Genomic DNA, 13,479 nt, shown 5'->3' with positions numbered 1-13,479 from the left:
CAGCATCTGGAATAATTGCTTGCGCAGACAGGTTGAGGGATGCGGATCAGCGGTCGGAGGCGCGCGGCGCCGCCGACCGCAGAAAGGAAACGACATGCCATTCGAGATCGGCATCATGACGTTCGGGGAGCTCACGGAGGACCCGTCCACCGGGAGCCTGCCGTCCCCGCGGCAGCGCGTCCGCGAGACGATCGAGCAGGCGCAGGTCGCCGACCAGGCAAGCCTGGACGTCTTCGGCGTGGGGGAGCACCACCGCACCGACTTCGTCGGATCAGCGCCGACCATCCTGCTGGCCGCCGCCGCGGAGAAGACCGAGAACATCAAGCTGACGAGCTCGGTCACCGTGCTCAGCTCGGAGGACCCCGTACGCGTCTGGGAACAGTTCGCCACGATCGACCTGCTGTCCGCCGGCCGCGCCGAGATCATCGCCGGCCGCGGCTCCTACACCGAGTCCTTCCCGCTGTTCGGGTACGACCTGAAGGACTACGCGGACCTGTTCCGCGAGAAGCTCGACCTGCTGCTCAAGATCCGCGACCAGAACCCGCTCACCTGGCAAGGTCGCTTCCGCCCGCCCCTGGTCGACGCCGACATCGCACCCCGCGCCGACGGCGACACCATCCCGATCTGGGTCGGGGTCGGCGGATCGCCCGCCTCGGCCATCAGCGTCGGCCACCTCGGCCTGCCCATGGCACTGGCCCTGCTGCTCGGCCCGATGACCTTCCACGAGGAGACCGTTCAGCTCTACCGAGCGGCCGCAGCGAAGGCCGGGCACGACGCGGACGCTCTGCCGATCAGCATGAACTCGCACGGGTTCGTCGGGCGGACCAGCCAGGGCGCGCGGGACACCATGTATCCCTACTTCGCCAAAGGCATGATGGAGAACAACCACCAGCGCGGCGTCGGCCTCCGGCTTCCCCGGGCCGCCTTCGACGCGCAGTCGTCGCCCGCGGCCGGACTGCTGGTCGGCAGCCCGCAGGAGCTCATCGACAAGCTGCTCACCTACCACGAGCTGTACGGCATCAACCGCGCCATCATCCAGATGGGCTTCGGCGGCATGCCGCACAAGGAGCACCTCGAGGCGATCGAACTGCTCGGCACAGAGGTGGCACCCGTCGTGCGCCGCGAGGTCGCACTGCGCGAGAAGAGCGTGGCATGACTGTCGTCCCGCAAGCAGGTAACGCAGATCCGGTCACGCCCCTGCGGGGCCCGACCCTGCGAGTCGTCGTCGTCAACGGCAGCCCCAGCGAGCCGTCCAAGACCATGGGGCTCGTCGACGTCGTCCTCGACACCCTGAAGAACGTGCTCCCCATCGAGGTGTCCCGGGTGGACGTGTACCGCTTGGGCGCGGGGTTCACCGGAGCGATCGAGCGCGACGACGTCACCTCCGAGGTCGAAGACTCGCTCCGGCTCGCCGAGGATGCCGATCTCCTCATCGCCGCCGCACCCGTGTTCCGAGGTACGTACCCCGGCATGTTCAAGCACTTCTTCGACCTCGTCGACCAGTACGCGCTCGCGAACAAGCCCGTCCTCCTTGCCGCGACGGGCGGAGGCGACCACCATGCGCTCGTCCTGGAGCATGCCATGCGGCCACTGTTCGCCTTCTTCCAGGCGTTGACGATCCCGGTCGCGTTCTTCGCATCCGCCGGAGACTTCGACGGCACGACACTGCTCAACCCTCGCATCTACGGACGCATCCAGGTCGGGCTCACTGACGTCGCAGACCTTCTCAGAGCTCGCGCGACGGGCTCTGGGGCAACACAGGACCACGGACCAGCGAACAGCCGGCCCCCGCACAAGCCACTTGCCCTCTCACCGAGCGCATCCAGCAGGCAGAAGCCCGAATCCGCGGGCTCCCATTCCCACCTCACCCCAACTCACTGACCCCTACTCTGCGACAGGGAGTATCCATGTCCACTGTGTTCGTGGCCGGCGCCACCGGCCGCCTGGGCCGTCTGGTCATCGACAGCCTGCGACGACGAGACGTGCAGGTCCGCGCTCTCGTCAGGCCCGGCAACGCCAAGGGCCGCCAAGCCTTCGACGACCCGGCCATCGAGGTCGTCGAAGGAGACATCCGCGATCCCGCCGACCGCCTCACCCGCGCCCTCCAGGGAGTCGACGTCGTTGTCTCCGCCGTCCAGGGGGGAGCCGAGGTCATCATCGACGGCCAGGTCAACCTGCTGCGTGCCGCCGAGAAGGCCGGGGTTCCGCGCTGGATCCCCTCGGACTTCTCCCTTGGTATAGACCGACTCGACTATGGTGACAACCACTTCGCCGACCTCCGCAAGAAGGCCGCCGAGGCCTACCGGTCCAGCACTGTGGCACCCACCTCAGTCCTCAACGGCGCCTTCCTCGAGATCCTGAACATGCCCTTCTACAACTGGGTCGACTGGGAGTCCGGCACCTTCAGCTACTGGGGTGACGGCGATCAACCCGTCGACTTCTCCACCTATTCCGACACCGCCGAGTGGACCGCCGAAGTAGCCCTCGACCCCTCGACCGCCGGACGCACCGTGCGAGTGGCCGGGGATGTGCTGACGCTGACGGAACTGCACCAGGCCATGGAGCGCGGCTCGAGGCGACGGCTCGAGCCACGGCAGCTCGGCGGCACCGACGACCTCAGCGCCGAGATCGAACGCCGCAAGGCGGTGGCCACCGACCCGTTCGAGTACCTCCTTCTGCAGTACACCTGGGCCATGGTCACGGGGAAGGGGAAGCTCGACCCGCTCGACAACCACCGCTACCCCGGCATTCAGCCGACCGGCGCCGAGGAGTACTTCCGGCAGGCCATGACGTGACCCGCGCAGGTCTTCCATGACAGGCACACGGACGCGCACCTTGTCGGCTACGAGGGCGACGACGCGGCTTCTTCCCCCCCGGCTCTCCACCATGGACATCCTTCCGGGGACAAGCCCCTGACCTCGAATGTCCGTCAAACCGGATCGAAACCGGATCAAGCCCACGGGTAGCGGCTGAAATGCGAGGATGTGTCAGTGATGAGCACGCTAGCGATCGAAGGCTATCGGTCGTTGCGCCAGCTGGTCCTGCCGCTCGCGCAGCTGAACGTCGTGACCGGCGCCAACGGCAGCGGCAAGTCCAGCCTTTACCGGGCGCTGCGGCTACTAGCCGACTCTTCCCGCAACGGCGCGGTGGCCGCGCTGGCCCGGCAGGGCGGCTTGCCATCTACTCTGTGGGCGGGTCCGGAGGTCATCGGCCGAGCCGTGCGCGAAGGTCGCTACCCGGTCCAGGGCACGGTCCGGTCGGGGCCGGTCAGCCTGCGGCTTGGGTTCGCGGGGGACGACTTCGGCTACGCCATGGACCTGGGACTGCCTTCCCCTACGGACGGCGGATCGGCCTTCCAACTGGACCCCGAGATCAAGGCCGAGGCCATCTGGAGCGGACCGGTGCTGCGCCCGGCGGCGGTGCTGGCCGAACGCGGCCGCGGCGCCGTACGCGTGCGCCAGGCCGACGGCGGCTGGTGGCGGGTGCCCGGCGCGATACAGCCCTTCGACAGCATGCTGAGCGAGATCGCCGACCCTCAGCGCACCCCCGAACTGCTGGCACTGCGCGAGCGTATCCGCACCTGGCGCTTCTACGACCAGCTCCGCACCGACGCGAACGCCCCGGCCCGCGCCTCTCAGATCGGGACTCGCACCTTCATCCTCGACCACGACGGTGCGGACCTAGCTGCGGCGCTGCAGACCATCAGGGAGATCGGCGACCACGACGCCCTGGTCACAGCCATCGATCATGCTTTTCCCGGCAGCCGCCTGGAGGTGGCAGGCGAGGCCGGCCGGTTCGAGCTGAGGCTGCACCAGCACGGCCTGCTGCGGCCGCTGCACGCCGCCGAGCTCTCGGACGGCACGCTGCGTTACCTGTTCTGGGTGGCCGCGCTGCTGACGCCACGCGCGCCGGCGCTCCTGGTGCTCAACGAGCCGGAGACCAGCCTGCACCCCGACCTGATCGCGCCGCTGGCCGACCTCGCCGCCGCCGCCTCCGCTCGTACCCAGATCATCGTGGTCACGCACAACCCCTCTCTGGTGGCCGCGCTCAGCGATCAGGAAGCGCGGACCATCGAGTTGGTCAAGGAGCACGGCCAGACCGCGGTCGCCGGCCAGGACTCGCTGGACGAGCCGCCATGGCACTGGCCCAAGCGCTGACCGGAGTGAACGGGGGAAGGCCCCCTCCACTGCCCACCGGATCGCCGTCGTCTCCCTCACCCACAACAGCAGCACGCGCTCGGCTATCATCAGCGGATAGAACAGCACAAGCTCGACGAGCAACCAATCGCCGATGTCAGCGCGGAGGGGCTGCCACAGGCGGGGGATCACCCGTGATGTCCGCCGTTCAGGCGGCGCAGCTCCTCCCGGGCGATTCTGGCGGCGAGCAACGGCACGAAATCCCTGACCGGCGCCTTCTCGAACATCTTCCAGGCGCGGTCGATCGCTTCGGTGATCTGTTCGGGCTTGCAGTCGTCGGCGAAAGCGCTGGTGAGCTGATCCGTCAGCCGTCCACACTGTCCACTTTTGTGCATCAAAGGTGATTAGAGGAGGTGTGCCGCACGGAGGGCTGGACCGAGAGCCTTGGGCGACCACGACGCCCTCCAACCCTTTTTGACCTGCTCCGGCCGGGAGTTACGGAGGTGTCGTAACCGCGTAACGGTTGAGGAACACCAGCTCCGGTCCTGGCCCGCTCTGACGTTCCTGCTGACCGCGGAGGGGGCGCTGTTCACCAGCGGCGGCTGCGAGATCGTGCGGCTGGCCGGCCCTCGCACGGCGCACCTGCACCTGACCACCCCGGTGCTCGACCGGCTGCGGGCCGCCCTGTGCGCGTGCACGCGTCTGGAAGCCGATGGCGGACGGGGATGGGCAACCATCGTGATGGAGACCTCTGTCGATCTCGACCTCGACCTCGACCTCGTTCTCGCCTTTCGACTCCGACACGCTGACCACGATGGCGGCGTGTCTGAAAGGGTTCTACCTGCACCAGGCGGCGTTCGGCGTCAACCGCGAACTCGGGCAACAGCTCAGCCTCTCCCGACTGCCGACGCGTGCCGACCGCGCTCAACTCGTCGTCCTCGCCCACGAATCCGGCCTGGTCGCCCCGCGCAACTCCTGACATCCACGGTCCGGGTCCAGGCCTGCCTGCCGATGATCCGCGCGGACACCATGGCGAACGCGGTGACCATCGCGATCGCGAAGGCGGAGCGCGATGGTCACCGCGGAGTTTTTCTGATCCGCGCACCGACGGTGTGATGTCCAAAGGCGACTCCACGCCTATCAGCGTGGCCGGCCAAGTCCACCGTCTATGTCTCGGTCTATGAGCTGGGTGCTACCAGTTCAGGCGTGCCAGATCGTACTGGGCGATCTGCTCGCCCAGCCGGATGCCTGCCTCGTCGGAGGTCCGGAAATGGAGGCCGGACCAGACGCGGGTGTTGATCACGTCCTCGGCGGTCTGCGCCCAGGAGGTGTAGGTGCGGACGAATCCTGGCGCGTCGGGTGAAGCAAGCGTCACCGGCCGGGCCGGAGCAGGCCCGAGCAGCCGGGTCATGACAGCGGCCGCCGCGCCGGCGTAGCCGTTGTGGCCGCTGGGGTATTCAGGATTGTCGGGTGCGGGGAAAAGCGACATCCAGTTCGCGTCCGGCTCGGTGCGGGGATTGCCGTCGGTGCCGGCCTGCCGGATCGCGGTGACTGGCCGCCAGGCGAGGTAGGCGTACTTGGCGTCGTACACCGCAATGTACGCATCCCCCGTCACCGCGTGGAAGGTCGCGAGCAGCCGGGCACTGTCGCGGATTGAGCGATTTGTGCCGTCGGTTAGGACCTGGCGCAGGATCTGCGTCCAGCTGGACAGGATCGCCGGCCGGTACAGCAGCGCGATGTTGGTCTGCCAGGGCGTGCGGACCGTGCTGTCGGCGCTGCCGTATGCCTTGGTCTCGGCGAAGTCGCGTGCGTACCGGGCGGAGGTGACAGATGGGGGAGGCTCGGGCCGGAAGCGATCGGAGCGGCCGAGGAGGAAGGTCTTGCCCTTGCCCTGGCCGGCCTGTGTTGCTGGGCCGAACGCGGGCGGCGTCGGCTGCCAGACCCCCGGAGCGGCAGGGGGCGCGGTGAACGGCTCGTTGACAGAGGCCGGGTCCAGACCGTCCCCTTCCCGTTCGGCCAGGACCTTGGCGGCGGCGACGCGGCCTGCCTCGACGCCCCGGGTCTTGGCGGGGCCTTCGGGAAGGCGGGCAAGGGTGGTGTTCAGCGCCGCGTCCAGCTCGTTCTTGCGTTGCGGAGCGATCGAGGCCAGCGAGTCGTGGACGGCCGAGGCAAGGGCGGCCTCGGCGTAGACGCCGTTTGCGTGCGAGCCGATCGCGCGGCCGGCGGCGGTCCAGCTGATGACCCACGTGCGGATGTTGGTGATCATGGTGGGGGCGGCCACTGACGCGTTGGTCTGGTCGAACCACTCCAGCACGGTGTTGGTTCCTGGTTCGGCACCGGCGTCGGGTCGAGCGGGTGCCGCTACGGCTGACACGAACAGTGCCGAGCCGAGCACGATCGATAACAGGCGTAGGGGAAGTCGGGTGATTCGGCTGGTCACGTGCCCTCCAAGGCGACGAATGACAGTCCACATTCCCGTAATCCGCGCAAGAGTCTAGGTAGTCCGTGAGACAGATCAACAAACAGCGGGATTCCGCTGGGTGGCGGTGACCTCTCTCGTACGCGACACGCGCCAGGCCGCGAGATGGGCGCTGTGCGGTGCACGATGAGGGAACACTGCGACCGAGCCGGCCATCGATTTCGCGGCGGGCGCTGCGCCGCGTACCTGTCAGGAGCGGGTGGGATCTGTCCGAGGCGTACCGCTGACATGCGCTAGAAGGGGGAGTTGACCTGCCGTTTCCGCGCAGGGTTGCGGCGAACATCTCGCCACGGAGTGCCTGGCTCACAACCTCGATAGACCGAGCCAGGCGAACCAGGCGGGGCCCTTCCTCGCGGTAGACAGCCAGCACCGTCTCGACAGCATCCGGGAAAGGCCGCGAAGGTCGACGGCGGCATGCCGGTAAGCGGCCCTGGCTCCCTCAACAGCCGCATTGGCGTAGCGGAGGGCCATCCGAGCCAGGGCAAGGGAATGACGTTTCAGCACCTCATACGCCCTGTACTCCGGCGGCACCGTATCGAGAAGCCAGGCCACCGCTCGACCTGGGATCTTTCTCAAGATCGCGATCGTCCCAGAATCGGCCAGGGACAGCGCGCCAAATATCGATGAAAGGTCTTTAGATGTGGCTTGAGGGAGTCCGGGGGATGAAGCAAGACGCCCAGGAAATGAGGCGAAATAAGCACAGCGCGCGATCTGATGAGAGCTGTCAGCGGGTCTGTGAGCGAGGACGACACAGTCCTCGACGCCGCTCGCAAGCTTCGGGATGTCCATATGGAGGCGCTTCCGGTGGCCCGGAGGGACGGTCAGCTTGAGGGTGTCCTACCGTGACGCGGCTCGGTCCGAGCTCATCGACCGCGGGGCCGATGTGGGGGCCCTGGGCCTGCTTGCCGACCGCGACCATCAGGTGCTCGTCGGCGCCTGGGCTTGCGCCCGGCAGGTCGGGGAGTGGAGCCACCAGGCGGCCCTGGCCATCCGCGCCCGCATCCCGCCAACGACACCTCAGCAACGTCAAGAAAGAAGGACACCACATGGACCTCAAACTCGAATTCATCGTGCTGCCCGTCTCCGACGTCGATCGGGCCAAGAGCTTCTACGAGGCTGCGGGATTCCGGTTGGACGTCGACCAAACTTTCAGTGAGGACTTCCGGCTCGTGCACTTCACGCCACCTGGCTCAGAGTGCTCGATCATGTTCGGCAAGGGCCTCACCTCCGCCGCCCCCGGCTCCGTCCAGGGCCTGTACCTCGTCGTCGACGACATCGAAAAGGCCCGTGCAGAGCTCGCCGGCCGCGGCGTCGAGGTGAGCGAGATCTTCCACGATGGTGGAGGGCTCCTCCACCATGGCCATGACGCCAACGGGGTCGTCCACCGTGGCCAGGGCCAGGAGCGGCTGGCCGGCCCGCACCCCGACCGTGCCTCCTACGCCTCCTACGTCACCTTCCGTGACCCGGACGGGAACGGCTGGGGGCTCCAGGAGGTGAAGCAGCGGGCCCCCGGACGGTGACAGCACGTTGATCACACCTCCACTCAGCTACTCAGGAGAGCGACCGATGGTTGCCAGCAACCTTGTTCTCATCGCTGGCGCCGGTGGCACGGGCCGCACGGTGCTGGACCAACTGCGCGCGCAGGACGTGCCGGTGCGCGCGATGGTCCGCCGCGACGGCGAGCGTGCGGCCGAGCTGCGTGCCCTCGGCGCGGAGGTCGTCGTCGGCGACCTGACCCGGCCGGAGAGTGTGGCGGCGGCGTTGGAGGGTGCGGGGCGGATGTACCTCTGGGATGACTTCGACGCATTCAGGCCCTCGTACAGCTATCCGGTAATATACTACTACGTGCGATTCAGGGGGGAAGTTGGGTTACCCCGGTTTACTACACCGAATACGCCCGCATCAGGACGGTGCAGTTGGCTTACTGTTATATGCGCGACAGCAGCATAGAATGAGATTCGAGGCTGAACTGGACAGAGCGGACTGTTCGATGATGGCTTTGAGGCGAACATTCAACGCTATACTGCGGTCCAGTATTTGAAAATCGCTCTTAAATGCTAGTTGCAGAAAGCTTTGGGCGGCGTACGCAACCACATCTTGGGCCGCCGTGAGAGGGCAGAGCTCTCGAAATTATGTGAGAGCGTCCTAGTCGCCCATCGCTAATTAGTTCCCTCGTCCCTGCTCGGGACGCCGCTCAGGCGGGAAAATGGGGGCGGGTCGCCCGCCGACGTCGGTTCGTCTATGGCGCGGGTGAGGCCGTTAATTAGTTTGATCGCTGGGAGCTGCTTCAGGGGCTCGGGCTCGACCAGTCCACCCCATGCCAGCGGCAGTACGACAAGTACAAGGCGATCCGGCCGGCATAGGTCTTCTCGGTGTTGAACACCCGGCCCGCCCCGCGCAGCCCCGCCAGATATGCGCACGCCTCGACATGCAACTCCAGGTCTTCATCGACCACTACCCACGACACCGACTCGTCGGCGGCCACCGCGATGCTCCTCGACGGGCCCGAGAAGTACGGGGAGAAAGGGGCGGTCGCGTCTCTGACCACGGCTTTCACGGGGACCTGGGCAACGCGGGGCGCCACGATGGCGTGCTCCGGAGGTGACCAGGTCGCGGTAGCGGCGATAGCGGTTCATCTCGCGGGCGCGCACGCTCGTGGAACTGCGCGGGCGTGCGGTCATGATCCTTTCCAGTTCGCCGGTGGTATGGCTGCGGGAAGTGCTTGGGGTCGGCCAGCATGCGGCCGACCAGCCAGACCATGGCGTCAACGAAGGAATCGACGTCTCCGGGCCAGGTGGTGATGTCGAGCATCCAGTCGCGGGCCGATGATGCGAAGCGCTCGTTGTTGGTGGGCATTGGTTCACTACTCCGTGGTACCGTGTAGCGGTACTCGGTACTACAAAGTACCAGGAGATCGAAGAGGACCCACGATGGACGACCTGACGGAGATGCTGAAGGGCACGCTTGAGGGCTGCGTGCTGGAAATCATCGGCAGCGAGGAGACCTACGGGTACGCCATCACGCGTCGGCTGAACGAACTCGGCTTCGCCGACGTCGTCGAGGGGACGGTTTACACCATTCTGCTGCGGCTGGAGAAGAACGGGCTCGTCCAGGTGACGAAACGACCGTCCGGGCTGGGCCCGCCGCGCAAGTTCTATGCGCTCAACGATGCGGGGCGCGAAGAACTCGCGACGTTCTGGGCGAAATGGGAGTACGTCACATCACGGATCGACAAGCTCAAGGAGGGCGGGAGATGAACTTCTGGGAGACCATTACAGGCAGCGATCTCACCAGGGAATGGAAGGCGTTCGAAGCTCGGGCCGAGGCATTGCCGGCCGACTACCGGGCGGCGTGGGAAGAGATCAAGGGTCATCTTTTTTTCTACGGGGACTTCACAGGTCGAAACCTGATGCCGATTCTCGACGGTGTTCTGGGGCTGCTCGAAGAGACGGCGTCCGATGGGCAGAGCATTCACGAGGTGCTGGGTGACGACATCGGGGGCTTCTGCGCGGCGCTGGCCGGCGGAGAAGGGGCTCGGAGCTATCGCGACCGGTGGCGCGAGCAGTTGAACAGGAATGTCGCAAGGAAATTGGGCCGGCTAGGAGGCTGACGTGGGCATCCAAGACATCATCGAGGGCAAGAGGCAGTGGCGGGCGCACATGGCGCGGGTCAAGGCGCTGCCGCCGGACTATCAGATCGTCTACAAGGAGATTCAGAGGTACTTCTTCAAGGTCGGGCCGGTCGGACTGACTGACGGGTCCCTGCTCTCAGGAATCGTCGATTTCTTCGGGGAGGGCGTCGCGACCGGCAAGGGAGTCCTGGAACTCATCGGCAACGATGTCGCTGCCTTCTGTGACGATCTGATCAAGGACTCGCGCACCTACGCGGACATCTATCAGGAGTCCATCAGCGGGAAAACCGGCACGGCCGAGAAGTAACACCCGTCGACCGGTGCTTGCCGCTGCGCGCGCCGAGTTGCGCCTGTCTCCCGCCGGAGCCGCTGGATCGTCGCGGTGTTAACCAACGGCAGGTCGCGGTGGTAGTCGCGGCGCGCCTCATCGTAGGCGGCGCGTTCACCACGCGACAGCGCCGGCAGCTCGTCAGCGGCGAGCGGCCGCGCCGCTCAGTACCACGGCCGGGAGGTGAGAGGCGCGCCGGCCCAGCGCCTGGGGCGTGCTCAGGACGTGGGACCCGGAGAGCAGCCGCCGACATTTCGCTCCTCAGCGGATGCTTGTTTGATGTGCCGTCAAGTTTGTGATCGTGCGAGGTCTACGGGGCGGTCGACCTGACGGGTGGTGGTCAAGGTGGTGGGCAGGCTGTCCGGCGCTTGACCTCAACTGTGGTTGAGGTCCCAGAATCGCTGACGGCGGGCGGCGCGGCCGGATGGGGCTGGTCGGGACGCGCCCGCATGTCCTGGCTATTTCCCATCCCAACCATGGAGATGTTTGTCATGACCAAAGTCGTCGTCGTTGGCGCCACCGGCAAACAGGGTGGCGCGGTTGCCGACCTGCTTTTGGAGCGCGGTCACGAGGTGGTGGCGTACGTGCGCTCGGGGGAGTCGCCGACCGCGAAGGCGCTGTCGGCTCAGGGGGCGCGGCTTGCCACCGGCGACCTCGCCGATCCCGGCGCGCTCCAGCGGGCCTGCGCGGGCGCCGACGCGATTTTCGGCTTGTCGGTGCCGTTCGGCGCGGGCGGGAAGGACGAAGAGGTCGCGCAGGGACGCCTGCTCGTCGACACCGCTGCTCGCCTCGACGTCCACCTGGTGTACTCCTCTGTGCGGGGCGGCGACCGGCTGGTGGCCACCAACGTCGACCACGCCGACAGCAAACAGCTCGTCGAGGCGTATTTGCGTGAGCGGCCGGTGCGCGCGACGGTGCTCGGCCCGGTGTACTTCATGGAGAATGTGCTCAACCTCGGCTTCAGCCGGCTCGGTGACGGCCTGCTCGCCAATCCGCTGACTCCCGGCAAGCCGCTCGACCAGGTCAGCGTCCTGGACATTGCAGGCATGGCCGTCCATGCCATGGAGAACCCCGGCGAGCTCATCGGCGAGCGGATCGACATCGCGTCCGATCGCGTCTCCGGGCAGGAGGCGGCCCGGATTCTGAGCGAGGTGCTCGGCAGGGAGATCCCCTACCAGCAGTTGCCGCTGGACATGGTGCGACAGTGGGCCGGCGAGGAGGTGGCCACGATGTTCGAGAGCTTTGAGAACAACACCGATTTCCTTGACATCGAGACTCTGCATGCCAGATACCCCGCCGTGCGCTGGCACAGCTACGCCGAATGGGCCAAGACGGTGGACTGGGACAGAATCCTCACGGGACAGGACGGCTAGATCAGCCCACGCCGGGCGCTGCCCGGGGCCGGGGCCGGGGCCCCGGACCGCCAGGCCGGGAAGGACACTTGGACGATTTCCAGCGGCCCGCAGATCGTAGTGTGGTCATAGGTCCTACGGGATGGCCTCGATGCGCTCGATGTGCTCCTCACCCCACTCCCCGAGCGGCGCCATCGCGGTGTTGAGCGAATGACCGAACTCGGTGAGCGAGTACTCCACCTTCGGCGGAACCTGGTGATACACCTCGCGATGCAGCAGCCCGGTGGCCTCCATCTCCCGCAGCTGCAGAATCAGCACCCGCTCGCTGACGCCGGGGACCGCGCGCCGCAACTCCCCGAAGCGCAAGGGACCATCCTGGAGCGCGAACAGGATCAGTCCCTTCCACTTGCCTCCCATGACGGCGATGGCAGCGTCGAGACCGCAGGTGAATGTCCGTTTCCTTGTCACCTTCATCAACCCATACTCACATTTTTGTCAGTACATGGCGAAAATGTCGGTACTTGAGAGAATGTCGGTGTTCCAGCCAGCATGGATCAGGCGCCGCGCCAAGACCAGGACGGTTCTGCGAGGCAGCACGCTCACCTCCTTATCTCTGTGGCTGGAGTATGTATATGACTGGGAAGAACGCGACACCGGTGACCGTCATCGGGCTGGGTTCGATGGGCAGGGCACTGGCCGAGGCCTTCACCAAGGCCGGGCACCCGACCACTGTCTGGAACAGGACCGCCGCCAAAGCCGCGCCCCTCATCGCCATGGGAGCCGAGCATGCGGAGGCCATCGAGGACGCGGTGGCGGCAAGTTCGCTGGTCATCACCTGCCTGACCACCTTCGATGACACCCGGCTGGCGCTGCGGCCGGCCGTCGCGTCGCTGCGTGGACAGGCCCTCGTCACCCTCAACAGCGGTTCCCCCGCCGACGCACGCGAGACGGCCGCCTGGGCCATCGGTCATGGCGCCCGATTCCTGGCCGGGGCGGTCAAGAACGTGCCCTCGGCCGTCGGGGCGCCGGACACCCTTCTGTACTACAGCGGCGACAAGACGGTCTTCGAGGAGTTCGAGCCGACCCTGAAGGTCCTGGGCGGCGACACCGTCCACCTTGGCGACGAGAGCGACCTCGCCGCCCTGTACGAGATGGCGGTGGGCGCCATGCTGCTGCCCGCACTCGTCGGCTTCTTCCAGGGCGCCGCCGCCGTCCAGGCGCGCGGGCTCGAGGCAGCCTCCATGGTGCGGTTCGCCGGCAAGTGGCTGGACATGATCAAGTCCCTGCTGCCGATCTATGCCAAGGAGATCGACAGCGGTGACTACACCAACGCCGCCTCCTCCGTGAACCTCTTCCTGGCCGGGGCAGCCCACGACGCGGACCTGGCCAAGGAGACGAACGTCGACACGACCTGGCTCACGCCCCTGCACGACCTGGTGAGGCGGGCGGCCGAGGCAGGCCACGGCGAGCACAACATCTCGGCCCTCACCGAGGTGCTCAGAAAACCGGCGTGACAACCATAGTCGGACGGGTCCGAGCCCGAACGAAGCGTC

The 13,479-nt window shown here is 66.7% G+C and carries 17 protein-coding genes; 13 read left to right on the top strand and 4 right to left on the bottom strand.

The window, feature by feature from the left end; all coding sequences use genetic code 11:
* The first annotated feature begins 94 nt into the window (after nt 1-94).
* The 4 genes from Q9G87_RS56830 (at nt 95) to Q9G87_RS56815 (ending at nt 4,157) form a co-directional block, all read left to right on the top strand.
* Nucleotides 95-1,156 (top strand): LLM class flavin-dependent oxidoreductase, encoded by a 1,062-nt coding sequence (locus tag Q9G87_RS56830; RefSeq protein ID WP_305925031.1) that lies wholly within the window; start codon nt 95-97, stop codon nt 1,154-1,156.
* Entirely contained in the window at nt 1,153-1,881 is a 729-nt protein-coding gene (locus Q9G87_RS56825) for an NAD(P)H-dependent oxidoreductase (RefSeq protein WP_305925030.1), read from the top strand. The genes Q9G87_RS56830 and Q9G87_RS56825 overlap by 4 nt, the downstream gene beginning before the upstream one ends.
* A gap of 26 nt (nt 1,882-1,907) precedes the next feature.
* Nucleotides 1,908-2,795, top strand: a complete 888-nt coding sequence (locus Q9G87_RS56820; protein WP_305925029.1) for an NmrA family NAD(P)-binding protein — start codon at nt 1,908-1,910, stop codon at nt 2,793-2,795.
* Nucleotides 2,796-2,993: 198 nt separating this feature from the next.
* A complete protein-coding gene (locus Q9G87_RS56815; protein ID WP_305925028.1) occupies nt 2,994-4,157 on the top strand; it encodes an AAA family ATPase in 1,164 nt (387 codons plus the stop codon).
* A gap of 167 nt (nt 4,158-4,324) precedes the next feature.
* On the opposite strand, the gene Q9G87_RS56810 is transcribed toward Q9G87_RS56815, so the two are convergent.
* Nucleotides 4,325-4,531, bottom strand: a complete 207-nt coding sequence (locus Q9G87_RS56810; protein ID WP_305925027.1) for a three-helix bundle dimerization domain-containing protein — start codon at nt 4,529-4,531, stop codon at nt 4,325-4,327.
* Between the two features lie 419 nt (nt 4,532-4,950).
* On the opposite strand from Q9G87_RS56810, the gene Q9G87_RS56805 reads away from it, so the two are divergent.
* Nucleotides 4,951-5,115 carry a hypothetical protein gene (locus tag Q9G87_RS56805; RefSeq protein ID WP_305925026.1) on the top strand — a complete coding sequence of 55 codons (165 nt, stop codon included), beginning with the start codon at nt 4,951-4,953 and terminating at the stop codon, nt 5,113-5,115.
* Between the two features lie 213 nt (nt 5,116-5,328).
* On the opposite strand, the gene Q9G87_RS56800 is transcribed toward Q9G87_RS56805, so the two are convergent.
* Entirely contained in the window at nt 5,329-6,576 is a 1,248-nt protein-coding gene (locus Q9G87_RS56800) for a vanadium-dependent haloperoxidase (protein WP_305925025.1), read from the bottom strand.
* A 753-nt stretch (nt 6,577-7,329) separates the two neighbouring features.
* Between Q9G87_RS56800 and Q9G87_RS61175 the strand changes: the two genes are divergently transcribed.
* From Q9G87_RS61175 to Q9G87_RS56790, 3 genes are all read left to right on the top strand, one after another.
* Nucleotides 7,330-7,461, top strand: coding sequence for a CBS domain-containing protein (locus Q9G87_RS61175; RefSeq protein ID WP_371825992.1), 132 nt, complete (start codon nt 7,330-7,332; stop codon nt 7,459-7,461).
* Nucleotides 7,462-7,661: 200 nt separating this feature from the next.
* Nucleotides 7,662-8,135 carry a VOC family protein gene (locus tag Q9G87_RS56795; protein ID WP_305925024.1) on the top strand — a complete coding sequence of 158 codons (474 nt, stop codon included), beginning with the start codon at nt 7,662-7,664 and terminating at the stop codon, nt 8,133-8,135.
* A gap of 46 nt (nt 8,136-8,181) precedes the next feature.
* Complete coding sequence (locus tag Q9G87_RS56790) at nt 8,182-8,565, top strand: NAD(P)H-binding protein (RefSeq protein WP_305925023.1); 384 nt, start codon at nt 8,182-8,184, stop codon at nt 8,563-8,565.
* Between the two features lie 337 nt (nt 8,566-8,902).
* Here the strand turns inward: Q9G87_RS56790 and Q9G87_RS56785 are convergent, their stop codons facing one another.
* Nucleotides 8,903-9,163 carry a hypothetical protein gene (locus tag Q9G87_RS56785; protein ID WP_305925022.1) on the bottom strand — a complete coding sequence of 87 codons (261 nt, stop codon included), beginning with the start codon at nt 9,161-9,163 and terminating at the stop codon, nt 8,903-8,905.
* A 382-nt stretch (nt 9,164-9,545) separates the two neighbouring features.
* On the opposite strand from Q9G87_RS56785, the gene Q9G87_RS56780 reads away from it, so the two are divergent.
* The 4 genes from Q9G87_RS56780 to Q9G87_RS56765 all read left to right on the top strand — a co-directional run bounded on the left by Q9G87_RS56780 (nt 9,546) and on the right by Q9G87_RS56765 (nt 11,947).
* A complete protein-coding gene (locus Q9G87_RS56780) occupies nt 9,546-9,872 on the top strand; it encodes a PadR family transcriptional regulator (protein WP_184758742.1) in 327 nt (108 codons plus the stop codon).
* Nucleotides 9,869-10,225: a DUF1048 domain-containing protein gene (locus Q9G87_RS56775; protein ID WP_305925021.1), complete on the top strand. Its 357-nt coding sequence runs from the start codon at nt 9,869-9,871 to the stop codon at nt 10,223-10,225. Before Q9G87_RS56780 ends, Q9G87_RS56775 begins: the two co-directional genes overlap by 4 nt.
* A 1-nt stretch (nt 10,226) precedes the next feature.
* Complete coding sequence (locus tag Q9G87_RS56770) at nt 10,227-10,553, top strand: DUF1048 domain-containing protein (protein WP_305925020.1); 327 nt, start codon at nt 10,227-10,229, stop codon at nt 10,551-10,553.
* A 512-nt stretch (nt 10,554-11,065) separates the two neighbouring features.
* Complete coding sequence (locus Q9G87_RS56765) at nt 11,066-11,947, top strand: NmrA/HSCARG family protein (protein ID WP_305925019.1); 882 nt, start codon at nt 11,066-11,068, stop codon at nt 11,945-11,947.
* Nucleotides 11,948-12,061: 114 nt separating this feature from the next.
* Here the strand turns inward: Q9G87_RS56765 and Q9G87_RS56760 are convergent, their stop codons facing one another.
* Entirely contained in the window at nt 12,062-12,400 is a 339-nt protein-coding gene (locus tag Q9G87_RS56760) for a winged helix-turn-helix transcriptional regulator (protein WP_305925018.1), read from the bottom strand.
* A gap of 158 nt (nt 12,401-12,558) precedes the next feature.
* On the opposite strand from Q9G87_RS56760, the gene Q9G87_RS56755 reads away from it, so the two are divergent.
* A complete protein-coding gene (locus Q9G87_RS56755; protein ID WP_305925017.1) occupies nt 12,559-13,440 on the top strand; it encodes an NAD(P)-dependent oxidoreductase in 882 nt (293 codons plus the stop codon).
* The last annotated feature ends 39 nt before the right edge of the window (nt 13,441-13,479 follow it).

This window comes from Nonomuraea turcica (genome assembly GCF_030718205.1).
Lineage (GTDB): Bacteria > Actinomycetota > Actinomycetes > Streptosporangiales > Streptosporangiaceae > Nonomuraea.
The sequence above is the reverse complement of the archived record's forward strand: the minus strand, read 5'-3'. Positions and strand labels throughout refer to the sequence as shown.

Bases quoted from the DNA above. Each gene is read 5' to 3' on its own strand.
- Q9G87_RS56830 (WP_305925031.1), top strand. From the start codon at position 95: ATGCCATTCGAGATCGGCATCATGACGTTCGGGGAGCTCACGGAGGAC.
- Q9G87_RS56825 (WP_305925030.1), top strand. From the start codon at position 1,153: ATGACTGTCGTCCCGCAAGCAGGTAACGCAGATCCGGTCACGCCCCTG.
- Q9G87_RS56820 (WP_305925029.1), top strand. From the start codon at position 1,908: ATGTCCACTGTGTTCGTGGCCGGCGCCACCGGCCGCCTGGGCCGTCTG.
- Q9G87_RS56815 (WP_305925028.1), top strand. From the start codon at position 2,994: ATGAGCACGCTAGCGATCGAAGGCTATCGGTCGTTGCGCCAGCTGGTC.
- Q9G87_RS56810 (WP_305925027.1), bottom strand. From the start codon at position 4,531: ATGCACAAAAGTGGACAGTGTGGACGGCTGACGGATCAGCTCACCAGC.
- Q9G87_RS56805 (WP_305925026.1), top strand. From the start codon at position 4,951: ATGGCGGCGTGTCTGAAAGGGTTCTACCTGCACCAGGCGGCGTTCGGC.
- Q9G87_RS61175 (WP_371825992.1), top strand. From the start codon at position 7,330: ATGAGAGCTGTCAGCGGGTCTGTGAGCGAGGACGACACAGTCCTCGAC.
- Q9G87_RS56795 (WP_305925024.1), top strand. From the start codon at position 7,662: ATGGACCTCAAACTCGAATTCATCGTGCTGCCCGTCTCCGACGTCGAT.
- Q9G87_RS56790 (WP_305925023.1), top strand. From the start codon at position 8,182: ATGGTTGCCAGCAACCTTGTTCTCATCGCTGGCGCCGGTGGCACGGGC.
- Q9G87_RS56780 (WP_184758742.1), top strand. From the start codon at position 9,546: ATGGACGACCTGACGGAGATGCTGAAGGGCACGCTTGAGGGCTGCGTG.
- Q9G87_RS56775 (WP_305925021.1), top strand. From the start codon at position 9,869: ATGAACTTCTGGGAGACCATTACAGGCAGCGATCTCACCAGGGAATGG.
- Q9G87_RS56765 (WP_305925019.1), top strand. From the start codon at position 11,066: ATGACCAAAGTCGTCGTCGTTGGCGCCACCGGCAAACAGGGTGGCGCG.
- Q9G87_RS56760 (WP_305925018.1), bottom strand. From the start codon at position 12,400: ATGAAGGTGACAAGGAAACGGACATTCACCTGCGGTCTCGACGCTGCC.
- Q9G87_RS56755 (WP_305925017.1), top strand. From the start codon at position 12,559: ATGACTGGGAAGAACGCGACACCGGTGACCGTCATCGGGCTGGGTTCG.